The following is a 23,181-nucleotide window of genomic DNA, read 5'->3' as shown; positions in this document are numbered from 1 at the left end:
GCTTCCGGCTTCCCGCTGCAAAGGGGCATGCTTCGCTGCCGCTTCAGCGACCAAGGTGCTGGAGTAGACGGTCCGACCAGCGGCTGCGCTCGACGCTGCGCCCGGCCGCGTAGCGGGGCTGGACGGCTGGGCGATCTCCGACTGTTCGCAAGTCGTTGTGCCATCGATTGAATCATGTCCTACCTTCTCTTGCAGGCGCGTCTCAAACGTAGGACACTGGCTCTATGAACTCGAGTCCTTCGTCCGCTACACCGCGGCTCGTCTGCGCGAGCCGCACCGTCATCGATCACCCCGATCCCGGTCCCGATACCGCAGGTATGCGGAGCAGCTGCGCGATGCCGGCGATGGCTCTGCTTGCGCTGCTGCTTGCGGTCGCCGGATGCAGCAGCACCGAGACGGGCGACCCGGGGGGGACCGGGGGAACCGCGGGAGCAGCGCCGGGCGATACCGGTACGCAGGACGCCGCGTCGGGCCCGGGTGGCGGCGGCGGCTCGGGTGGCGGCGGCGGCTCGGGTGGCGGCGGTGGTGCGGGTGGCGGCGGCGGCTCGGGTGGCGGCGGCGGCTCGGGTGGTGGCGGCGGCGACGCCGCTCCCGATCTGGCAAGCTATGCGAGCGGGTTGGACAAGCTGTTTGTCGATGCCCCGTGCGACCCGTCGACGCCCTTGCCGCTGGCCCGCATGGCGACGTGCAATCATCCGCCCGGTACCCAGCGCATCGAGAAGCAGGTGACCTTCGGCGGCGACCCGGGCACGACGTACTCGGTCAAGCTGCGGGTGCGCGGGATCTGGGAGCCGACGGACATCGTGGGGGGGGAGATGCCCATGAAGCCGTTCATGATCGGCGGCAGCATTGGCCCCGGCGACGCCATCAATTACCAGCAATATTCGATCGAGGTGAGCGAGCCGCGCCAGACGTACTGGCTGAACAATTACCAGTACCGCGCTCACGACATTCACAAGGAGGACTACGAGGCGACGATCCAGGTCAACGGGGGCGCCGTGGTCAAGGTGGTGATGAACGACGGCAACGAACGCCAGATCGCCAACTGGACCAAGGACTATTTCGAGGGGCTGCCACCGTACGACACGGCGCCGACCATCGGCCAGATGCTGCGCCTGGACGTTGTGTCGGTGAGCGAGTAGGGCGTATCGGCAAACCGGCTGCGCGCCCCGAATCGCCGCTCGCCTTCCCTCGAATCGCTGAGGATTACTGGGTCGTGCTCGCTAGCTTCGGGGCGCCCGCGACGGCTTGCCGACATGCCCGAGAGCGCTTTTTGCTTGGGTTTCAGGCAGACGTCTTCCGTCTTCCGTCTGCCTTCCCCGTGCTCGTCCCTCGTGCGCGTGCGCGATTCACCGGAGTCAGCGCGCACGCGCACGAAGGACGAGCACGGAAGGCGGAAGATGGAAGACGGTGTACCAATTCCGGCTGAAAACCGCTCTGGAGCGGTGCTCGGTCGCGTCTGATACACGAGACACAGAGCGGCGGTCACCCGCACAGGAGACGGGCCCAGATCGGCGTTTTCGGCGCGGAAGCGCACTCCAGTGCGCTGAGCACCGAAAACGTCGAGGTGGGCCCGTATCCGAAGCGGGTGCCCGCCGCTCTAGCGAACGGCCTGCAGCAGGCCGAGGCGATACGGGAGCTGCGAGTACTCGCCGCCCGAGCTCGGATTGCGTCCCTGGTACAGGAACTGCAGGTTGCAGGTGTCGATCGTCGCGGTCTCGTCGTTGCCATCGCGCACCAGCTCGCCATGGCTGACGTCGTCGCTCCAGTCAGCCACGCCCGGCGCGTAGGTGACGTTGTTCTGACCTGCGAACGGCGCGTTCCACGTATGCGCGAGCGGGGTCCAGGTGCCGTCGAGGCGGTCCGCGGTGAAGGAGCGGTAGAACCTGGCGCCCGTCGGACCGATGGCCTCGATCAACGTCAAGTACTTGTTCATGCCCTTGATCTTGTACGTGGAGCTCCCCTCGAACAGATTGTTGCGATTCGAATCCTGAAGGGCGATCGAGATCGGGCCAAACCCGTTCGGGAAGTTCTGCACGGTGGTCTGGCTGCGGTACATCTTGCCGTCGTCGCCGGTGAAGAAGAGGTAACAGTTGTTGCTGTCGCAGATCACCCAGTAATCGATGGGCAGGCTGGGCATGCCAGCGGGCGTGGACGCGAAGAAGTTCTGCGGTCTGGTCCAGGTCTCCGGGCGGCTCGGGTCGGTGGTCGTGGAGAACTGCGGCGGCTGCGCTTGATAGATGAGGTACCACTTGTTCTGAGGCCTGAAGAAGAACATCTGCGGCGCGCACCGATAGCCGCTGAAGCCGGGCGTGCGATCCATGTAGTACTGCGACGCGGACGCGGCCTGGGACCAGTCGGTGAAGTTCAGGTACGTCATCTGCCAGTTCCCGGCGGTGTTCGCCGTGGTGGCGTAGATGTGCCATCGGTCGTTGAAGAACGAGACCGTCGGATCCTTGATGGACACGATGTTGTGCGTCGCGTCGGACTTCGGGCTCACCAGCATGCCGCTCGACTGCCAGCGGAAGCTGGTGGGCAGGCCGCAGCTCTCGCCGCCCCCGCCGGCCCCGCCGCCTCCGCCGGCCCCGCCGCTGCCGCCGCTGCCGCCGGCCCCGCCGCTGCCGCCGGCCCCGCCGCTGCCGCCCGCGCCGGTCGTGCCCGAGCCGACGGGCGTGAGCCGGAACTGCTGGTTGGTCCCGCCGCTCCACGTCCACTGGATCACGGCGGTGCCGTCCGCGGTGCCGCGGCCGTAGACGTCCAGGGACTTGCCGCTGTTGCGCGCGGTGAGGCGCACGCCGCCGCCGGCGACGTCCGCGAACGACCACTGCTGGTTTTCCCCGCTCCAGCAGGAGTATTGCTGGATGCGGGCGCCGTCGCTGGTGGAGGCGCCCGAGACGTCCATGCAACGGTTGCTGTTGACGTTGCGGATGCGATAGTAGCCGCCGCCCGCCGATTCCATGCGGAACTGTTGCCGCGTCGAGCCGTTGCAGGTCGCGATCTGCAAGGCCGCGGCGTCAGCGGTGCTGCCACCGGCCACCTCGACGCATTTTCCACTCTGAGCGCCGACGATCGTGTAGGTCGCCGCTGTGTCGATGGTGACGCTCTCCGATGACTCGTCGAACTCGTAGCCGCCTTCATCGAGCTGCTCGGCGGAGACGCACGCAGCCGTGGCGGCGAACGTCGTGGCCAGGGACCATAGTCTAAATCGAATTCTCATCATTATCCCCTCTGTTCAAAGGCATACGAAGCGGGAAGCAAGACACATTGGACGGCGCCCGGGAACGGCTGCGCGAGCTCTGGCCGTACGGGTCGACTCTGCCCACCTGCGACGAGGCGGACGAGCGCGCGCAGCGATCCCGGGCGCGCGGATCTCGGTGAACCGCGCGCCAGCGCGCTCGGCGTCAGCGCCCCAGGTAGTTCATCAGCCAGGACATGGCGGGCCGCATCTGGCCGCTGCTGCTCATGAGCCCTGAGTTGGCCACCCACGTCTGGCCGCTGACGTACCCCCACAGCGTGATGCCCTTCACGCTCGGATGTTCGTAGAACATGGGGAACTGGCTCTGCATCACGTTGAGCTGCTGCGTGTCGTTTGCCAGGTTGATATCGTACTCGGTGATGTAGACAGGTAGACCGGTGGCGGCGAGCCGGTCGAGGAAGCCTTTCACGGTGCTCGTCGACATCGAGAACGCGGCGTGGGCCTGAGCTCCGATGCCATCGATGGGGGCCCCTGCCGCCCGGATCCGATTCACGATGTTGATCGTGTTCTGATTGTCACTGCTGTACTCGATGTTGTTGTAGTCGTTGAGCAGCAACGTGGCGTTCGGGCAGTACTGCCGCGCCCATTTGAACGCCTGCACGATCCAGTCGTAGCCGCTCGAGCCCGCGCCGCCGAGGGCGTTCATGTACACCGGGGTGGTGTGCGGGGGCGGCTCGTTCACGACGTCGATGATGGCGACGTCCGGGTAGCGCTGACAGAACGCCTGGATCCACTCTTCTACCTCTGCGCGTTGCTCGCTCTGCGACAGACCGGCAAGCCAGCCCGGCTGCTGGGCACCCCAGATCAGGGTGTGGCCCTTGTAGGGAATGCCCTTCTCACGAGCGTAGTTCCGGACTCGGTCCATGCCGGACCAGTTCATGACGTCCCGCGTGCCTTCGATGGAGCCCCACTTGCCCTCGTTCTCCGGGGAGAGCTGGTTCCAGTAGCGGGACAGATCCGCGCGCACCTGCCCGCCGGTGGTGATGTTGCCGACGAACTTGCCGCCGCCACCGCTGCCGCCGCTGCCGCCGCCGCCGCCGGCCCCGCCGCTGCCACCGCTGCCGCCGCTGCCGCCCGCGCCGGTCGTGCCCGAGCCGACGGGCGTGAGCCGGAATTGCTGATTCGTCCCGCCGTTCCACGACCACTGGATCACGGCGGTGCCATCCGCGGTGCCGCGGCCGTAGACGTCCAGGGACTTGCCGCTGTTGCGTGCGGTGAGGCGCACGCTGCCGCCGGCGACGTCCGTGAACGACCACTGCTGGTTCTCGCCGCTCCAGCAGGAGTATTGCTGGATGCGGGCGCCGTCGCTGGTGGAGGCGTCCGCGACGTCCATGCAACGGTTGCTGTTGACGTTGCGGATGCGATAGTAGCCGCCGCCCGCCGATTCCATGCGGAACTGTTGCCGCGTCGAGCCGTTGCAGGTCGCGATCTGCAAGGCCGCTGCGTCAGCGGTGCTGCCACCGGCCACCTCGACGCATTTTCCACTCTGAGCGCCGACGATCGTGTAGGTCGCCGCGGTGTCGATGGTGACGCTTTCGGCTGATTCGTCGAACTCGTAGCCGTCTTCATCGACCTGCTCGGCGGCGACGCACGCGCTGAGCGCGAGCGTCGTCAGCAGGGGCCATCGTGCGAATCGCAGTCTCATGAGGTTCTCCTGTACCCAGGGGGGCGTGTCGTAGGCTGTGGCGTGAAAGCGGCCCCTTCGACGCATGGATCAACGCTGGTTGTTGATACAGCGTCGCTTTGCCATGGGGCCGGATCACGCGGAACGATGTTCTGTCAACCCAGGGCAGCTCCCGCAGTTGGGGCTTGACGTCTCCGAAGCGTTTGGACCCGAGGCATCCCCTCGGACTCTTCGGAAAATTGAACAGGGAGGCGGGGAGACGGGGAGGAAAGCTTCGAAATGCTCCCGGTCTCCCCGCCTTCCTGTTCAGTTTTCCCGCCAGGAGGCTCGCCGCTACTCGCGTCCGTGACGACCGGGCGAACGGGGCCTTTGACGAGATCGAGCGGTCGAGGGAGGTCTCGGTGCGCATGACCGCCCCTCCGATGCGAAGCAAAAGGATACCAACGAGTCGCAATGTGAACGCTCACATAGCCGATGTCAACTCCTGATGGCTGTCGAGTGAAGGTGACCCCCTTCGATGCATGGATGAGTTGTTGATTCGGTGTCTCTTTTCCAGGGAGGCCGGATCGCATGGAGAGGTGTGCTGTCAATCCTTGGCGGGCTCCGCAGTTGGGACTTGACGCCTCGGGAACGTTTGAACCTCTCCCTCTCTACATCAGACTTCCTTTTCCCACATCGGGCGCGCGCCCGCGGCGGTCACGGCTGCGAGGTGTCACCCCTCGCCACACCTGACACCTGCCACACCCGGTCGGTGTGGCAGGGCTCCGGGCGTCGCGTGACAGGCGCGCACGATCCTGGGAAAGCACCCTCCGGAGCGCGGGACGGGAGAAAGAGCGCCCTTCGTGAATCCCGGGTGAAGCCGGCGACCGCTCGCAGGCCGACATCGCCTCTGGCCCCGACCTTGCTCATGCGCTCGACGCGAAGGCGAACGCCTCGCACGACGCGCTGTCGAGCCCACGGTCTCGCGGATAGGACCGCGGACACGCCGCGAGCGTCGCACAGCGGGGTCGTGCCGCGCGCTGGCCGGACACGCGGGCAGACGTCCGCACATGACCCATGAACGACCGAGGAGAATGACAATGATCATCGATTCAATGCTTCGCGACCTCTCGATGGCTCGCTCCACCCGCCGCGCCGCGGCCCTCGCCCTGGGGCTCTCTGCCCTCGGCGGCTGCGCCGTGGAGCAGGCGCCGGGGGACGAGGCCGTGGAGGAGGGGCTCGCCCCGATCACGAGCCTCCGCCTCGAGGACGGCGCCGAGATCCGCTTCTTCGAGCCGGAGGAGGGGAGCGTGATCATCGTGAGCACCGGCGAGGTCCTCGAGGCCTTGAAGGGGCAACCCCCCGTCGCGCTCTACGAGGCGCTCTCGGGGCAGGCCGCCCCGCCGGCGCTGATCGCGGCGCAGGCGCGCGTGGACGAGGCCCGGCTCGCCGCCGGCCCGCGCCGCGCCCCGGTGCAGCCCGAGGTGGAGATCGAGGAGGCACCTCCGGCGCCGCAGGCGCGCGCCGCCGAGGGGCTCGGGACCGCCGCGCAGGCCCTCGACGCAGCCGGTTTCCAGACGTCTTACTGCAACAGCAGCAGCTACGACTTCAACTACTGCTGGACCGACAGCTCCGTCGGCCGCACCGTGACGATCAACAGCGTCGCGACCTTCCACGCCCACGCGGACGCCACCGTGGGCTCGATCCAGATGGTGGTGTCCCGCAAGAAGGGGCTGGGCAGCTGGAAGACGCTGTTCAATCAGACCGTCTCCACGGCCGGAGCCCTGGACGTGACCGGGTACACCGACACCGACAACGGCAAATACGAGGTGGTCATCTCCAGCGTGTCCGCCTCCGACGTCTACCACCTCGCGGTCCACGGCGACCTGTAGGCCGCGGCCGGTCGAGCCTGGTCCGCTCACCGGGGCGCGGGGGCGTCGGGCGCGCGATCGCGGCCGGCGCGCCGGTGACCGGGCGCCTTCCGCCTGGCCGCGCCCCTGGCGGGGAGGCTAGGATGTGCCGAGGATGGAGCCCCTCTTCGTCCTGATGATCGTCTCGGGGATCGCCGGCCTCGCGCGGTGCTTCGCGCAGGCGCGCCAGGATGCCAGGCGGGCCGCCGAGGCCCGCTGGCGGATCGCCCGGCCCGTGTGGCAGCGCGCCGCGGCCCTGGTCGGGGGCGAGTTCAAGTCAGGGCCGGGCCAGTGGGGAGACCCCCGCATGCAGATCTCGGTCGTGTGCGAGAACGTCGCGCTCGTCGTCGACCACGACATCGACCACGGCGACGCGCCCGTCGTTCGGTACAACACCCGCATCACCGGCACCGCGCGGAACCCGTCGGGCCTCCGGCTCCGCGTCCACGAGCAGCGGCTCCGCCAGGCGAGCGACGGGGCCTTCCGGGCGCGGCAGGTCGACGTCGGCGACCCGGCGCTCGACGGCGCCTTCGTCGTCAAGGCGAGCAGCCCGACCCTCGCGCGCTGGTGGCTCACGCCGCCGCTGCGCGAGGCGCTCCGCGCGGCCGCCGAGTACCAGCTCACGCTCGAGTCGCACCGGCTGACCGCCGTCCGCGCCGGGCTGGAGGACGACGCCGACAAGCTCGCGAGCGCCATCCGCGCCGCCGCGCTGGTCGCGGGCCGCGGCCGCGCGCTCGCGAGGGAGCTGCGGGCGCTCTCGCAGGAGCTCGGCGGGCGCATCGTCTCCGGCGCGGGCGCCTCCCTGGCCGAGGGCGAGACGATCATCGAGCTGGAGCACCGCGGCAGGCTCCTCACCGTGGAGTTCGGCCGGGACGCGAGGAAGGGCCCGTTCGGCACGCAGGTGCGCGTGGCCCGCGCCGCGTCCCCCTCGGAGCGGTTCGCCCTGCGGCGGCGGCCCAGGCGCGGCCCGGCGCGGGCGGCGGCAGCCCGGTCCGGCGACGACGCGCTGTCCCGGGCCTACGAGCTGCGCGCGGAGGCGCCGGACCGGGTGGCGCAGCGCCTCGGCGACGAGCTGCGGCGCGAGATCGCCGCGCTCCGCCCGGCGGCGATCGTGGGCGACGAGGCCGCGGTCACGCTCGCGTTCGGCCACCTCGAGACGGGGCGCGAGGGGATCGAGCGCGCGATCGCGATCGTCTCCGCGCTCGCGGCCCCCGAGCCGCGCGGGCCCTATCGCTGACCGCGCGCCGCGCGGCCGTCTGCACGGGATCACGGCGACGCCGCGGCGCGATCGCCGCCAGGCGACGCCGAAGTCTCCCAGGCGCGCCGCGTGAGGCGCTACAGCGGGGCCAGGCGTGGTAGATCGTACGCCCGCAGCATGCAGGCCCACGTGGAACCCACGGCTCCTCCGCGCGCGTCCTCCCGGGGGCGGAGAGGGGCAGGATGAGCGAGGCGCGCGACGAGCCGACGACGCTGGTCCGCACCCAGCGACGCGCCGGCCCGTGCGCAGAGCCGCGTCCGTTCCTGTTCCTCGTCCTGCAATGCCAGCGGCCGCTGGATCCGTCCGCGCGGCTGTCGCTCGACGGGGTCGACGAGGTGCGCTTCGGGCGGGGCCCGGTGCGCTCGATCGAGCGGCGGACCGAGGGAGGCCGGGCGCTGCTCGACGTGCGCCTCGAGGACGGCTGGGTGTCGTCGCGGCACGCGCGCATCACGCGCGACGGCGGCCGGCTCCGCCTGGAGGATCTCGGCTCGAGGAACGGCACCTTCGTGAACGGCGTGCCGCGGCAGAGCGCGCAGCTCGCCGAGGGGGACGTGATCGAGCTCGGACACACGTTCTTCCTGTTCCGCGAGGTCGCCGCGCCGGACGAGGACGCGGGCGACGCGGCGCCGGGTCAGCCGCTCGGCCTCGCCACCTTCGCGCCCGCGCTGGCCGATCGCTTCGCGGCGCTGCGCGCGATCGCGCCCGCGAACATCCCCGTCGTCCTCCAGGGCGAGAGCGGCACCGGCAAGGAGGTCATCGCGCGCGCGCTCCACGCGCTCTCGGGGCGGCCCGGGCCGTTCGTCGCGATCAACTGCGGCGCGCTGCCCGACAGCCTCATCGAGTCCGAGCTGTTCGGCCACAGGAAGGGCGCCTTCTCCGGCGCGGCCGAGGACCGGCCCGGCCTCATCCGCGCCGCGGACAGGGGCACGCTCTTCCTCGACGAGATCGGCGACCTGCCCGCGACGTCGCAGACCGCGTTCCTGCGCGTGCTGCAGGAGTCGGAGGTCGTCGCGGTGGGCGCGACGCGGCCGGTGAAGGTCGACCTCCGCGTCGTGGTGGCCACGCACCGCGACCTGCCGGCGATGGTGGATCGCGGCGATTTCCGGGGCGATCTCTTCGCGCGCCTGTCGGGCTTCGTGCTCGAGCTGCCGCCCCTGCGGAGGCGCCGGGAGGACCTCGGCCTGCTCATCGCGTCCCTGCTCCGCCGCGCCGCCCCGGACCGGGCGGCGGAGATCGCCCTGAGCTGCGAGGCGGCGCGCGCGCTCCTCCTGCGCGAGTGGCGGCTCAACGTCCGCGAGCTGGAGAAGTGCCTGGCGACCGCGATCGTGCTGGCGGGGAGCGGCAGGGTGGAGCTCGATCACCTGCCGCCGCCCGCCGGGATGACGCGCACCCCGACCGAGCTCCCGAGGCTCGACGCCCAGCCCGGCGAGCCGCAGCGGCCCGCGGCGGAGGACCAGGCGCGGCGCGAGGCGCTGGTCCGCCTCTTCCGCGAGCACCGGGGGAACATCAGCGCCGTGGCGAGGGCGATGGGGAAGGGGCGGACGCAGATCCACCGATGGATCGCGCGCTACGGGATCGAGCCGGCCGATTACCGGGAAGGCGGGGGAGGCGGAGAGGGCGGGGGCGAAGGCTGAGCGCCCCCGCGGCGGGGTCGACGCCGATCAAGGGCAGAGCGATGGCGCGGGCGACTTCAAGGGCTCTCCGGGGGTGAGCGGCCCCGGAGGGGGGACCAAGGGGCGCCGGACGACGGCCACCGGATCGTTGAGAAAGGACGTGATCGGGTGGAGCCATGTGCCGCCATCGCCCGCACAGTCCTGGAAATCCCCGTCACCCTCCACGAGCCCGCCGTCCTCGAGGTCGCATTGATGAAGCGGCGGGCAATTCGTGATGTTGTACGAATCGCCGCAGGCGCCCACCGAGTGCGCGACGCAGTCCTCGTCTTCGTCGCCGCCGGCGCAGAGGCGGTCTTTCTGATAGGCGATCTCGTCGTCCCAGAGCTCGCCCGTGCAGGCGAACGCGTGTCGAAACACGACCGCCCCGGAGCGCGGAGCGGGATCGAGGTTTCCTTCCTCGTCCACCTCGTTCATCTCCGGCGTGAACTTGTGGTGAAGCGGGTTCTCCTCGGTCCAGAAATTCCCGTAGAACGCGCCCTCGCGCCAGCCAAAGATGTCCGCCTCCTGCGCCGGATACACAGCGGGTTGAAGCGCCGGCGGATCGCTCGAGACGCTGAAGCTGGCGATCGTCCGACGCGCCGGGGCTCCCCCGGGCGCGCCGCTGGCGCGGCGGGACAATCGCGGGCCGCTCATGACGCTGAAGTAACCGCTGCTCGGGCACTCGAAGCGGAGCGCGGGCTCGCGGCGACCGCTGCAGCGCACCTCGCTCTGGGCGACGTGAGCGGGCGAGCCGGCGTTGCAGCCGTGGATGCCGTCGCAGACGCGGAGGACCGTGTCGCCGTCGGACTGCGCGAGGGCGACCGAGGGGCCGTCGTCACATTTATCAAGGGGCTCGCCGCCAGGGCCGAGGGTCACTGTCGAGCCCACGCTGCACGTACCGATGTGCTCCGCCGTCCAGCCGCAGTTGCGCGACAGTCCCCGCGAATCGGTCCTGCACGGCCCGAAGCTCGGGATGGCGGCATCGTCCTCGTTGGCCGTCCTCACGCGCACGGAGGGCCCCGGCGAGAGGAGCCCCGGCCGATGCTCCGGGAACGCCTGCCCGCGCAGCGAGAGCGTGATGCTGCGGCCGGTGGGGTTCACGAGCGCGAGCAGGCATGCCGTGATGAGCTGCCGGCACTTCGCGCCCGCGGGGCCCTGATGCACCCCCTGCCAGTTCCAGTGGGGGCAGATCCCGATCTCGCCGCGAAACGTGTAGGTCTTGTCCGTCCGGGTGTCGGTGTACGAGACGCTCTGGCTCGGAGCGAGGGCGCAGGAGACGAGATAGTCCATCACCTCGCGCGTGTCCTCGTGGCGGAGCCTGTAGCGGAGCAACTCGGGGTCGAGGTGCCACTCGTGCTCGAGGAGCTCCTCGTGCGTGCTGTCGTCGGCGTAGGTCTCGGTCGCGAGCGGTAGCATCACCATGGCGCGGTTGGCGCGCAGGTTCGTGATCAGCGCATTGCGGGTGAGCGCCTCGGCGGAGAGGCCGTTGGTGTACACGCCCTCCAGCACCTCGGCGCCCGGCCCCAGCACGTCGCTGTCCGACAAGTGGATGTCCGACCAGTCGCCGCCCAGCGTGCCGGTGACCGTCCCGCCCCCCTGCGTGGCGCGCGGCGGCCCGCCGAGCGAGGGCGCGTCGTCGCCTGCGACGGCGCAGCCCGCGCCGGCGCTCGTGAGCCCGAGACAGAACGCAAGCAACCCAGAGATCCGGTAGATCAGCACGTGGTCGGATTCCTTTCTTGTCGTCCCGGCGAGCCGTGGGGCCGGTTCACGCTGCGCCGGTCGCTCCCGGCGCGAGGAGCGCGCGCTCGATCTCGTCGAACCGCTGCTCCCAGAAGCCCGCCGAGATCGCCCTGGCCTCCCCCAGGAACACGCGCGCCTCGCGGGAGGCGCCGGCCCGGAGGGCCGAGAGGAGCGCGCCGTGCAGCGCCTCGGCGTGCTCGTGGAGGATCGCGGTGTGCCGCGCCTCGTCCACGAGCGCGCGCCACGCCGCAGCGTCGAACCGACCGGCTGCCCGGTCGTCCAGGGCCTGTTGCACCAGGCGTGCCAGCGTCCGGGCGCAGGGGGTGAAGTCGGGCTCGGGCACGCTCGCGCGGGCCTCGGCGAGGTGGTGGGCCGCCTCGTCGTGCTCGTCGCGGGCGAGATGAATGCGGGCGAGGAGCAGGGCGTCGTCCGGCGAGGGGCGCTGGTTGAAGAAGCGCCGCTGGAGGTCGAGGCTGCGGCGCGCGAGGGAGAGGGCCTCGTCCAGCGCGCCCATCCAGCAGCGCATCTCGGCGAGGTTCAGCGTCGCCATGCGCTCGAGCTGGGCGTGGCCGAGCTCGCGGGCGAGGCGGACGGCCTCCCGCTGGTCCGCGAGCGCCCGGTCGTCGGCGTGGCGCTTCACCCACATGAACACGCGGTTGATGTAGGCGCCGCACAGGTGGAAGGCGTCGCCGGCGCGCAGGCAGGCCTCGACGACGGCGTCGCCGTGGCGCTCGGCCTCGTCGAGGCGGCCGGCCACCGAGAGCGAGCCGACGAGGAAGCTCCGGGCGATGACGTGCGCCTCGTGGTCGCCGAGGGCGAGCGCGTCCCGGGCGGCCTGCTCCACCTTGGGGATCCCCGCGTCGACGCGCTGGCTGCGGCAGTCCGACCGGCCGCTCGCGAACAGGCAGCGCGCGTCGAGGCGCGCGTCGCCGAGGCCCGCGCCGAGCTCCGCGGCGCGCGCGGAGGCCGCGGCGGAGGCGGGAAAGTCCTCGAGCCAGTCGAGCGCTGTCGCCTCCTCGAGCAGGAGCTCGGCCGCGCGGCCCCGGTCGTCGGCGGCCTCGGCGAGCGCCCGGGCGGCGCGCAGGTCGACGAGCGACTCGTCGAGCCGCTGCAGGCGGTAGCGCGCCCGCCCGCGGCCCGCGAGCGCGCGGCCGCGGGCCGCGGCGTCTGCGCCGTCGAGGAGGCGCAGGGCCGCGGTGAAGCGCTGCTCGGCCTCGACGACGTCGTGCCGGGCGAGCGCCTCCTCCGCGAGCTCGGCGTGCGCGCGCGCGGCGGCCGCGGCGTCGCCCGCTGCGGCGGCGTGGCGGGCGATCCGGGCGCGCGATCCCGCGGCGGGCGGCGAGGCCAGGAGGCGCAGCAGGACCGCGCTGTGCAGCGCGCGTCGGCGGGCGGGCGGGATGCGCGCCTCCACCGCGTCGCGCAGGAGCGGGTGGCGGAACGCGTAGCGCTCGGGCGCGGTGGCCAGCGCGACGAGCACGCCGGCCCGCGCGAGGCGCGCGAGGCCGACGCCGGGGTCGAGCGCGCCGGCGGGCGGCGGCGCGCCCGGGGCGTCGAGGGCGGCCTCGAGGTCGGCCGGGGAGAGGTCGTCGCCGACGATCGCCGCGCGCTCGAGCAGGTCGACGAGCGGCGGCGGCAGGGCCGCGGCCGCGCGGGCGGCGAGGCGCTCGCCGAGCGGCGCGGCGGAGAGGGAGAGCAGCTCGTCCGGCGCGAGGGCCCAGCCGTCGCCGCCCGGGGCGCGCCGGATCGCGCCGGCGACGCGCAGGGCGCAGGCGATCTCCACGAGGTCGCGCGGGACGCCGCGCCCCAGCGCGCGCAGGTGATCGAGCACGGGGCGGGGGATGAACTCCACCGGGCGCAGGTGGTCCTGGAGCAGCGCGCCCGCGGCGCCTTCGTCGAGCGGGTCGAGGTCGAGCGCGAGGCGGCGGGCGGCGCGCTCGCCGAGGCGCGGGCGGAGCGACGCGATCGACGGCCGGGCCGCGAGCACGATCGCGAGGCGCGCCGGGCTGCCCTCGGCGGTGGCCAGCTCGAGCGCGTCGAGCGCGGCCGCGTCCGCGCGGTCGGCGTCGTCGAGCAGCAGCGCGAGCGGCGCGGCGGCGGCGAGGGCGGCCGCGAGCGCCCGGGCCTCGGCGAGGCGGCGCGCGCCCGCCGCCTCCAGCAGGGGCGCGGCCGCGGGGTCCCGGCCGGCCAGCCGGCCGAGGGCGAGCCCCACGGCCGGCCACGCGCGGGCGGCCTCCGGCGGGCCCAGGCGGCGCGCGAGCGCCGTGTCGGCGGTGGCGTCGAGCGCGCCGCTGGCCGGCAGATCCAGGGCCGCCCGCAGGAGGGCGACGAGGGTCGCGCCGCGTTCGGCGGCCTCCGGCCCGGGCGCGGCCGCGGCGTGCACGGCGGCGCCGCCCGCACGGAGGGCCGCGGCGAGCGCGCCGAGGAAGCGGGTCTTTCCGTGGCCCTCGGCGCCGAGGACGGTGACGAGCGCCGGCCCGCCGCCGGCGAGCGCCTCCTTCACGGCGGCGAGGGCCTCGGCGAGCGCGGCGTCGCGGCCGCGCAGGGCGGCCTCGCCGGGCGCGACGGGGGGCGCTTCCCGCGGGGCGGAGGGCGTGTCGTGGGGCGGGGGCGCGTCGTGCGGAGCAAGGGGCGCGTCGTGCGGACCTTCGGCGAGCGCGCGCTGCGCTTCGGCCGTGAGGATCGCCGGCGGCGGCGCGCCGGGGTGCTCCGGGCCGGCGCTGTCCAGGCAGGCGCCCCACGCCTCCGCGGTCTCCAGCGCGGTGCCCGCGAGGGTGACGCCGTGCGCGCCCTCGCGCACCCGGAGGGGCGCCAGGTGGACGACGAGGGGCGGCGCCGCGAGGCCGGCGGCGACGAGGCGCCGGGCCGACCGCGCCGCCGCGCGCACCCCGTCGCCCGGCGCCGCGGCGGCGGGGAAGGCGAGCACCGTGTGCTCCCCGCGGAAGCGCGCCAGGAGGCCGCCCTCCGCGCGCGCGACGTCGACGATAAGCGCCCCGGTGGGCTCGCGCGTGCGCAGGGCCAGCAGCGCCACGGGTCGGCGCTGGACGGGGGAGGGGGCGCGCGCGTCGGAGCTGGCAGCGCGCGCGTCGGAGCTGCTGGTCGCGTCGGAGCCGGCAGCGCGCGCGTCCGACCGGACATCGCGCCCGCCGGACGAGCCAGCGCGCGCCTCCAGCGCCGCCGTGAGCGCGCGCGCCACGTCGCCGGCGCGGGCCGGGCGGGCCCCGGGGTCCTTCGCCAGGCAGCGCAGGACGGCCTCGTCGACGGCCGCCGGCAGCCTCGCGAACGACGACGGCGGGTCGGGGCGGCGCGCCACGTGCGCCTGCCGCACCTCCGCCGCCTCGCCCACGAACGGCGGTCGGCCGGTGAGCAGCTCGAAGATCACCGCGCCGAGCGCGTATACGTCCGCCCGCGGGTCCACATCGCGCGCGCCGAGGCACTGCTCCGGCGCCATGTACGCCGCCGTCCCGAGGACGGCGCCGGTGCGCGTCAGGTCGGGGCCGAGCGCGCCCTGCGCCTCGCCGGCGTCGCGCCCGCCCCGCGCGAGGGCCGCGAGGCCGAAGTCGATCAGCGCGACCTCTCCCCCGGGCCGCAGCCACACGTTCTCGGGCTTGAGATCGCGGTGCACGAGGCCCGCGTCGTGCACCGCGTCGAGCGCCGCCGCGATCCCGCGCGCGAGCGCCGCCGCCTCGTCGAGCGGCGCCGCGCCCGCGCCCGGCAGGCCCGCGAGGCGCGCCGCGAGCGAGCTGCCCGCGAGCCGCTCCAGCGCGAGGAACGGGCGCAGATCGGCGGCCCGGCCGCGGCCGAGCAGCGCGGGCGCCCGCGGGGGCGCGAGGCGGGCGAGCGCCGCGGCCTCGCGCGCGATCCGGCCGTCGTCCTGCCGCCGCGCCACCTTGAGCGCCACGGGGCGGCCGTCCCCCTCGCGCGTCGCCGCGTAGACGCGCGCGAACCCGCCCTGCCCGAGCATCTGTTCGACGCGGAACCCGGCGATGTGCGGGGGCGGCTCAGGATCGACCACCTCGGCGGCCGCGCGCGCCGGCGGCGCCGCGCGCGGGTGTTCCGGGCACGCGGCGCCGGGCTGTCCGGGGAGGCGGCGATGGCACTCGGAGCAGCGCATGGGGCGCGAGTATACTGGGGTAGGTCGCCATGCTGCCGCCTGCCGAGCCTGCCTCCGAACCCGAAGCGACCGCCGTCATCTCGGGTCGCCCGCACGAGCTGCAGACGACCGCCGCCGACGCGCTCCCCGCCGGCGCGGTGGTCGGCGGGTACCTGCTCGACGAGGTGCGCCTCGGGGGGGGCTTCGGCGTTGTGCACCGCGCCTGGCCGATCGGGGGCGGCGCGGCGGTCGCGCTGAAGGTGCTCCGCCGCGAGCTGTCGCTGCTGCCGGCGATGCTCCGGCGCTTCCACCAGGAGGCGGAGGTGCTCGCGCGGCTCAGGCACCCGGCGATCGTCGAGGTCCGCGGCGTCGGCGCGCTCGACGACGGCCGGCCCTACATCGCGATGGAGTGGGTCGAGGGCCGGACCCTCGCGGCCGAGCTGCGCGCGCGGGGCGCCCTCTCGCCGGCCGAGGCGGTCGCGCTGCTCGAGGAGGTTGGCGGCGCGCTCGCGGCCGCGCACGCGATCGGCGTCGTGCACCGCGACGTGAAGGCCCAGAACGTCATGATCCGCCCCGCCGCCGGCGGGGGCGGCGCGCGCGGCGTCAAGCTCGTCGATTTCGGCATCGCCAAGCTCCTCCACGCGCCGGGGTGCGGCGCGCGCGGGGGCGGGCGCGGCGAGAAGACCAGCAGCCTGATCGTCGGCACGCCGCTCACGATGGCGCCGGAGCAGATCCTCGGCGGCGCGGTGGACGCGCGCACGGACATCTATGCGGTCGGCCTGCTCGCGTACCAGCTCGTGACGGCCGTGCTGCCGTTCCAGGGCGCGAACGCGGTCGAGACCGAGGAGATGCACCTGCGCGCGCCGCCGCCCAGCCCGAGCGAGCGCGCGCCGGTGTCGGCCGCGTTCGACGCCGTGGTGCGCCGCTGCCTCGCGAAGGACCCGGCCGGCCGGTACGCGAGCGTCCCCGAGCTGCTCGCGGCCCTGCGACGGGCCGTCGCCGCGCCGGGCGCCGCGGGCGCGGCGGCGTCGCCCGGCGGCGTGGACGAGCCGCTCGGGCCGAGCACCGCGCTGCTCGTCGAGGCCCGGCTGGCGGCGCCGGACGACGCCGGCGACGAGGCGCTCGCCGACGTGGAGCGCCTGCTGCAGGCGGCCAGGTCGGCGCTCTTCCGGATCGGGGCGACGCTCGTGGTCGAGAGCGCCGACGCGCTGCTGGCGACGCTGCCCGCGCCGTACGAGCGCGCGCCGGAGCGGGCGCTCGGGTGGGTCCTCGAGCTCTGGGCGGAGCTCGGCGCGCGGGCCGGCGCGAGCCCCGAGGTCCTCCCGCGCCTTGCGCTGCACGCGGCCGTGCCCGAGGCGCTGCGCCGCTGGGCGCCCGATCCGACCGAGGCGGGGGTGTTCGTGACCGGCGCGTTCGCCGCGGAGCTCGAGCGCGCGCCGCACCCCGCTGCGGGAGGCGCGCTGCGCCGGGTATCACCCTGAGCGGTGTCGCGTTGTGAGCGGTGTCGCCCTGGTACGGGCGCGCGCTGCCACGTCCGCTGTCACAGGCGGTGTGACAGGGGACGTGGCAGCGGCGATGTGACAGGGGGACAGCCGGCGTGTGGCAGGGGGCTCGGTCGGCGCGAGGCTCCGGGTCGTGCGCCGGAAGAGCGTCACGCCGAGCCTGCGCACGAGACGCGCGGCGCTCCGGCTCGTCGCCTGCGGCGTGACGGCGAGCAGGCGCGCGGCGCGCGTGAAGCTCCCCGTCTCGTACGTGCGGCAGCACGCCTCGATGTTCCGGCGGCAGAAGTGATTGTCGCTGATCTGCAGGCACAGCGGGCAGAGGCGCAAGCTCCGCACACGGCCTGGGCTGCTGCGCTGCGCGGCTCGGCGGCCTCGGCGTCACGAGCGCCCGCCGTGACGAGCGAGGCGCGAACACGCTGTGGTCGATTGGAATTGACACCGACAATGTGAACGCTCACAGTGGGCGCAAACGGTGCCGTTTTGCTGTAAACGTTCACTTGTTGGATCGGCAAATGCAATGATTACGCGTGCTTGCGCGAAGCGCCCTGACGAGGAGCGCCGGAGAGTCATCGCCTGAGCGATCCACGACATCTGGCGACACCTGACGATTCTTCAGGAGAGCAGCGAGGTCCAGGAATGGCCACGATCACAAAATCCCCTCAGAACAAGCTCCTCATTGCGGCGTTGTCGCTCTGTGGCACAGCCGTGTTTCCGTCTGAATCCATGGCGGACAACCCCATCGTGCAGACCCTCTACACCGCCGATCCGGCGCCCATGGTCCACGACGGGACGCTGTACCTCTATACCAGCCATGACGAAGACTCCGCCACGACGTTCTTCGGGATGAATGACTGGCGAGTCTATTCGACCACGGACATGGTGAACTGGACGGACCGCGGATCGCCGCTGAAATACAAGGATTTCAGCTGGTCGAAGGCAGATGCCTGGGCAGGTCAGGTCATTCACAGGAACGGGAAGTTCTATTTCTACGTCCCCACGACGAGCAGGGCGCTCAGCAGGATGGTCCTCGGCGTCGCCGTGTCGGACAGCCCTGTCGGTCCGTTCGAGGACGCCCTGGGGAAGCCGTTGATCACCGCCAATTGCGGCGACATCGATCCGACGGTGTTCATCGACGACGACGGCCAGGCCTATCTCTACTGGGGCAATCCCAACCTGTGTTACGTGAAGCTGAAGGAGGACATGATCTCCTACGAGGGGAGCGTCGTACGCGTGCCCATGACGGCGGAGAGCTTCGGAGAGCGCACCGGGAGCGCCGAGCGGCCGACCCTGTACGAGGAAGGGCCGTGGCTCTACAAGCGCAATGACATGTACTACCTGGCGTATCCGGCCGGCGGCCTCCCCGAGTACATCGCCTATTCCACGAGCAGCAGCCCCACCGGCCCGTGGACTTACCGGGGGGTCATCATGCCCACGGAAGGCGGCAGCTTCACCAATCACCCGGCCATCATCGACTACAAGGACAGCTCGTACTTCTTCTACCACAACGCCGCTTTGCCGGGCGGAGACGGTTATCACCGCTCGGTCGCCGTCGAGCGATTCACCTACAACGCCGACGGCACCATCCCGACGATCACGATGACCGAAGAGGGCTCGCCTGGCGTCGGCACCCTCGACCCGTACGTCATGACGGAGGCTGAGACCATCGCCTGGGGATCCGGTGTCGAGACCGAGGCATGCAGCGAGGGCGGGATGAATGTCACGTCGATCGACGACGGGGACTACATCAAGGTGAAGGGCGTCGATTTCGGTCCCGGCGCGGGGGCCTTCGAGGCAAGGGTGGCCTCGGCGACAAGGGGCGGCAGCATCGAGCTGCGCCTCGACAGCGCGACCGGCACGCTGGTGGGGACCTGCGTGGTCGAGGGGACCGGCGACGCCCAGACCTGGGTTACCACGTCCTGCGAGGTCGACGGTGCGACAGGGATCCATGATCTGTATCTGAAGTTCACCGGTGGGAACGGTCCCCTGTTCAATTTCAACTGGTGGAAGTTCACGCCGCTCGACGCCACGGATCCGACGGGCAGCGGGGGTGGTCCGGACATGGGTGAAGGGGGAGCGACGGGCGGCGGCGGCTCGGGTGAGGCTGGGAGCGTCAGCAGCGCAGCGACGACCGGCAGCGGCACGGGCGGCGCCGGCGCCGCTTCACCTGGCGGCGAGGGCGAGGACGAGGGCGGGTGTGGGTGCCGGGTCCAATCGGCGCCCAGCTCCCCGGCGGGCGTGCTCGCCGCCTTGACCGCGCTGGGCGCGATCGTCGCGCGGCGTCGTCCGCGAAAAGCCGGGCGGATCGGGGCTGCTGCGAGCTGACGGTGCCGGTGCCGGGAGCGCTGACCCAGCGGGCGCGCTCCCGGCACGTGGTGAGAATGCCGGGGTCTTACAGGGGCGCTGCCGGCGCGGCTGGCTCTCAGAGCGCTGGGACAAAGGGGAGCGGGCACGGCGAACGCCGGCCCGAACCGCGCGCCATCGGGTGGGACAATAGAGTAGAGCGTGGAGAGGATGCCATGAGATCAGTTTTTGCTTTGGCGATGTGCGGCTTGCTGGCTGGCTCGTTCGTCACGATGGGTTGCGGCGATGACGACGGCGGGGGCGGGTCCGGTGGCGACGGCGGGGCCGGTGGAGGCACCACGACGAGCAGCTCGAGCGGCTCTTCGACGAGCAGTACCGGGAGCGCGGGCGGCGAGGGCGGGGCAGGCGGCGAGGGCGGGGCAGGTGGCGAGGGCGGGGCAGGTGGCGACGGCGGGGTAGGCGGCGCGGGTGGCGCGGGCGGGGCGGGCGGCGCGGGCGGCGTCGAAGAAGTGGACATCGGTCCCGGTCCGGACGAGAGCTGCTCGGGCTGCGCCCGGCTGGCCGTGCCGCTCACCGAGGAAGACACAGGGACGCTGTTCCAGTTCGACTATCCGGAGCTGGTCGACCTGACCGGCGCCACCGTCACGTTCCGTGTGAAGGTGTACGCCGGCACCGGCGGTGGCGTGCAGACGTTCGTGCAGAATGGAGGTGCGCAGGCCTGGATAGGCCTCCCCTGGGCGTGGACGGACCTCAGCAGCCTGAAAGAGTGGACAGAGCTCACGATCGACGTCGACGCCACCGCCGCTGCGGATGAGTCCATGACGTTCGACGAGACCCAGGTGAGGCGCATCGGCCTGAGGGTCGACGCAGGTATCTCGGGACCCTGGTCCAGCCCGACCGTGGTCTACGTCGACTCCATCACGGTCACGAGGCCCGGCGGCACGGGCGGCGACGGCGGCACGGGCGGCGACGGCGGCACGGGCGGCGACGGCGGCACGGGCGGCGACGGTGGCGCGAGCGGTGACGGCGGCGCCGGTGGCGCGAGCGGCGACGTGATTCACGTGCTGGGTCCGTTCGAGTTCACGAGCGATCTGCAGGGGTTGGCGGTCGGTGACTACAGGATGGTGCCAGGATCGAGGCTGGATCTCCTGGTCGAGTGAACCAGGTTGTCTGCGGCGCTCGCTCTCGCGCTGCTGCGCGGAGCGAGCGCCCGCGCTCGCCTCATCGTTCATCGAGGAAGCGCGGGTTTCGGTGTGCTCCTAGGCTGGAGCGCCGAGCAGCCTGAAACACCCAGGAATGAAGAGATTTGAACCACAGAGGCACAGAGGGCACAGAGGAAGAATAGAAATAAACCATCTTTCTTTTCTCTTCCTCTGTGCCCTCTGTGCCTCTGTGGTTCGTTTTTCTCGGGGTTTTAACCCGTTTGTCGCTCTAGGCTAGCTTGACCCGACCCCCCGCTTTCCAGGGAACGACGCCCCTGCTGCCGGCGTCCGTCACGACGTCGGCTTGCGAGCCGCCGGGCCCCGCAGGCTGGATGTGAGAGGCGGCGCTATCTTTCCTCGTCGGCGTCGTGCACCATGCCGCGAGGGTGCCCCGGGGAAGAGCCGAGATCCCGCGGCGGCATCGGGCAGATGACCTGGCCGGATGACATGAGCCCATGACGACCCCCCTGCGCCCCGAGGATGCGCTCGCGGCCCTGCGTCGCGCCGGGCTCGCGACCCGGATCGACGTCGCGACCTTCGCGGCCGCCTGCGACGCGGAGCGCGACGGCGCGCCGCTCGACGCCGAGGTCGCCCTCTCGGCCCTGGCGTCGCTCTACGGCGCGCGCGGTCCCTCGGAGGTGAGCGACGCCGACAGCGCGTTCGCGGTGGACGAGCACGCCGCTTCCGACCCGAAGGTCCTCGCGGCCGTCTGGCTCGCCCTCGAGCGGTGGCTCGAACATCCCATCCCCGTCGCCGTGGCGACCGACCTCGACGAGCTCGTCTCGTACGCGGGCGACATGTGCTTTCTTCGCCAGCACGCGGACGCGACGGGGGAGGCGCCCTGTCTCTTTTCGATCGACGGGTGGCGCCCGCACGACGATGCGTCCTTCTCGATCTATGCGCTGCGGCGCGACGGCGAGCCGCTCCATGCGCTCGGCCTGCCGGTCCAGTTCCACGTGCACCCCAACACGGAGGCCGCGGCCGCGGGCATCTTCCGCCTGGACGGCCTCACCGACAGCTACCGCGAGCACGCCCCGACGTGCGCCGCGTGCCGGGACAACCTCCGGCGCGCCGCCGACGCGGGCGTCCTGCCCGACGAGTTCCAGCCGCTCCTCGGCGCATGAGCGGACGCCGGCGAGGGCCGGCGCGATCGCGATCGGTGGATCGAACGACGGCGGGGCGCCGTCAGGGATCGGCGCCCCGCCGCCCCAGGAGCCGCGCCGTCACGCCCTGCGCGGCGTGGACCGCGCGGCCGGCCGCGCGCGTCGCCTCGCGGAGCGCCTCGTCCGCGCCGCGCGCGCCGGCGCCCCCGGACGGCCTCCAGAGCAGGTAGGCGGCGAGCGCCACCCCGAGCGCCACGGCGATGCCCGCCGCCGCGCGGCGCAGGCGCCGCGGTCCGCGCCGCGCCCGCGCGCCGGACGGCGCCGCGGCCGGCGTGCCCGCCGCGGCCTCGAAGGCCGCCACCATCGCGCCGACGCTCGGGAAGCGCTCCGACGGGCTGATCGCGAAGGCGCGCGCGAACCACGCCTCCAGCGCGGGCGGCGCCCCCGGGCACACCGTGGTCAGCGGCGGTCGCGCGCCGACGAGGATGGAAGCGAGCACCGCGGCCAGGTTGCGGCCCGGGAACGGCTGCTGGCCGGTGAGCGCCTCGTGCGCGAGGACCGCGAGCGACCACATGTCGAGCTGCGGGCCCGCCTGCCCCTCGCACGTGTGCTCCGGGCTCAGGTAGGCCGGCGTGCCCAGCACCACGCCGTCCGCGGTCCGGCGGCGGAAGTCGGCCGGCCGATCCTCACCGACCCACTTGGCGATCCCGAAGTCGGTGATCTTGGCGCGCACGTGCCCGTCGCTCCCCTCGACGAGCAGGATGTTCGACGGCTTGATGTCGCGGTGCACGACGCCGAGCCCGTGCGCCACGGACAGCGCCTCTCCGAGCTGCCGGAGGAGCGGCGCGAGCTCGGCCGCCAGCACCGGGCCTCGCTCCTGCAGCCATTGCCGCAGCGACCGGCCGCGCACGTACTCCATGACGAGGTACGGGCCCGCCGCCGGATCCTCGCCGGCGTCGTACACGGCGACGACGCCGGCCGTCTTCTGCCCGAGCTGCGCCGCGACCCGGGCCTCGAGGCGGAACCGCTCGATCGCCTCGAGGTGCCGGCCGTTGCGCGCCACCACGAGGAACTTGAGCGCGACGTCGACATGCCGGACGGTGTCGCGCGCGCGCCAGACCTCGCCCATCGCGCCGCGCCCGAGCGGCTGCTCGAGCTGATAACGGCCGTGCACGACGCGGCCCCGCTGCGGCCTCGCGCGGGCCTCGCTCCGCCCTGCGCGGCGCGAGGACGCAGGGCGGGAGTCTGCCGCTCGCTCAGCGAGCGCGGCCGCGGCGAGCATCGCGGCGCGGACGCTGTCTTTTCTCTGGGATTCAGGCTGTGGATCGAACGAGGATGGCTGGAACACGATCGAACACCTCCGTGCCGCCTCTGTGTTCCCGACGTGTCGACGTACGTTTCGCACGGCGCGCTGGGACCAGGGACCGGGGCATGTCTGGAGCGTATCGCGAACGCGGGGATTCGGGGAATCCACGACAGCGCGTCTTCTTCGGAGAGCTCCTCGCGGATCCGCGCTCACAAGGTCGTACGACGGCCCTGAACGTCGCTGTCCGTGCCACGTACG

At 72.6% G+C, this 23,181-nt stretch carries 14 protein-coding genes; 8 read left to right on the top strand and 6 right to left on the bottom strand.

The features are described 5' to 3' along the window. Positions 1–335: 335 nt before the first annotated feature. Positions 336–1,142 carry a hypothetical protein gene (locus tag WME96_RS23850; RefSeq protein WP_437283884.1) on the top strand — a complete coding sequence of 269 codons (807 nt, stop codon included), beginning with the start codon at positions 336–338 and terminating at the stop codon, positions 1,140–1,142. Between the two features lie 458 nt (positions 1,143–1,600). Here WME96_RS23850 and WME96_RS23845 read toward each other — a convergent pair whose 3' ends face one another. Both WME96_RS23845 and WME96_RS23840 read right to left on the bottom strand, forming a co-directional pair. Beyond that, a complete protein-coding gene (locus WME96_RS23845; protein ID WP_437283883.1) occupies positions 1,601–3,217 on the bottom strand; it encodes a non-reducing end alpha-L-arabinofuranosidase family hydrolase in 1,617 nt (538 codons plus the stop codon). A 184-nt stretch (positions 3,218–3,401) separates the two neighbouring features. Then, positions 3,402–4,901, bottom strand: a complete 1,500-nt coding sequence (locus WME96_RS23840; protein ID WP_437283882.1) for an endo-1,4-beta-xylanase — start codon at positions 4,899–4,901, stop codon at positions 3,402–3,404. A gap of 1,058 nt (positions 4,902–5,959) precedes the next feature. Here WME96_RS23840 and WME96_RS23835 point away from each other — a divergent pair. From WME96_RS23835 to WME96_RS23825, 3 genes are all read left to right on the top strand, one after another. After that, a complete protein-coding gene (locus WME96_RS23835) occupies positions 5,960–6,751 on the top strand; it encodes a hypothetical protein (RefSeq protein ID WP_437283881.1) in 792 nt (263 codons plus the stop codon). 133 nt (positions 6,752–6,884) lie between these two features. Next, complete coding sequence (locus tag WME96_RS23830; protein ID WP_437283880.1) at positions 6,885–8,006, top strand: hypothetical protein; 1,122 nt, start codon at positions 6,885–6,887, stop codon at positions 8,004–8,006. Between the two features lie 203 nt (positions 8,007–8,209). Next, complete coding sequence (locus WME96_RS23825; RefSeq protein ID WP_437283879.1) at positions 8,210–9,661, top strand: sigma 54-interacting transcriptional regulator; 1,452 nt, start codon at positions 8,210–8,212, stop codon at positions 9,659–9,661. A 27-nt stretch (positions 9,662–9,688) separates the two neighbouring features. Here the strand turns inward: WME96_RS23825 and WME96_RS23820 are convergent, their stop codons facing one another. Together WME96_RS23820 and WME96_RS23815 are read right to left on the bottom strand one after the other, a co-directional pair. Continuing rightward, the gene (locus WME96_RS23820; RefSeq protein WP_437283878.1) at positions 9,689–11,398 is read right to left on the bottom strand and encodes a hypothetical protein; all 1,710 of its coding nucleotides are present in this window, start codon (positions 11,396–11,398) and stop codon (positions 9,689–9,691) included. 46 nt (positions 11,399–11,444) lie between these two features. Further along, positions 11,445–15,530, bottom strand: a complete 4,086-nt coding sequence (locus WME96_RS23815) for a protein kinase domain-containing protein (RefSeq protein WP_437283877.1) — start codon at positions 15,528–15,530, stop codon at positions 11,445–11,447. Positions 15,531–15,559: 29 nt separating this feature from the next. Here WME96_RS23815 and WME96_RS23810 point away from each other — a divergent pair, with 29 nt between their 5' ends. Continuing rightward, complete coding sequence (locus tag WME96_RS23810; protein WP_437283876.1) at positions 15,560–16,990, top strand: serine/threonine-protein kinase; 1,431 nt, start codon at positions 15,560–15,562, stop codon at positions 16,988–16,990. Here the strand turns inward: WME96_RS23810 and WME96_RS23805 are convergent. After that, the gene (locus tag WME96_RS23805; RefSeq protein WP_437283875.1) at positions 16,982–17,347 is read right to left on the bottom strand and encodes a helix-turn-helix domain-containing protein; all 366 of its coding nucleotides are present in this window, start codon (positions 17,345–17,347) and stop codon (positions 16,982–16,984) included. The two genes, WME96_RS23810 and WME96_RS23805, sit on opposite strands and share 9 nt — an antisense overlap. A 300-nt stretch (positions 17,348–17,647) precedes the next feature. Here WME96_RS23805 and WME96_RS23800 point away from each other — a divergent pair, with 300 nt between their 5' ends. The 3 genes from WME96_RS23800 (at position 17,648) to WME96_RS23790 (ending at position 21,638) form a co-directional block, all read left to right on the top strand. Continuing rightward, on the top strand, positions 17,648–19,333 hold the full coding sequence (locus WME96_RS23800) for a glycoside hydrolase family 43 protein (RefSeq protein WP_437283874.1): 1,686 nt from the start codon (positions 17,648–17,650) through the stop codon (positions 19,331–19,333). A 194-nt stretch (positions 19,334–19,527) separates the two neighbouring features. After that, complete coding sequence (locus WME96_RS23795; protein WP_437283873.1) at positions 19,528–20,472, top strand: hypothetical protein; 945 nt, start codon at positions 19,528–19,530, stop codon at positions 20,470–20,472. 497 nt (positions 20,473–20,969) lie between these two features. Beyond that, positions 20,970–21,638, top strand: a complete 669-nt coding sequence (locus WME96_RS23790) for a hypothetical protein (RefSeq protein WP_437283872.1) — start codon at positions 20,970–20,972, stop codon at positions 21,636–21,638. A 61-nt stretch (positions 21,639–21,699) separates the two neighbouring features. Here the strand turns inward: WME96_RS23790 and WME96_RS23785 are convergent, their stop codons facing one another. Further along, positions 21,700–22,791: a serine/threonine-protein kinase gene (locus WME96_RS23785; RefSeq protein ID WP_437283871.1), complete on the bottom strand. Its 1,092-nt coding sequence runs from the start codon at positions 22,789–22,791 to the stop codon at positions 21,700–21,702. Between the last annotated feature and the right edge of the window lie 390 nt (positions 22,792–23,181).

Source organism: Sorangium sp. So ce406 (assembly GCF_051474675.1).
In the GTDB taxonomy this organism is placed as follows: Bacteria; Myxococcota_A; Polyangia; order Polyangiales; family Polyangiaceae; genus Sorangium; species Sorangium cellulosum_G.
This window is presented reverse-complemented; position numbering and strand designations above follow the sequence as displayed.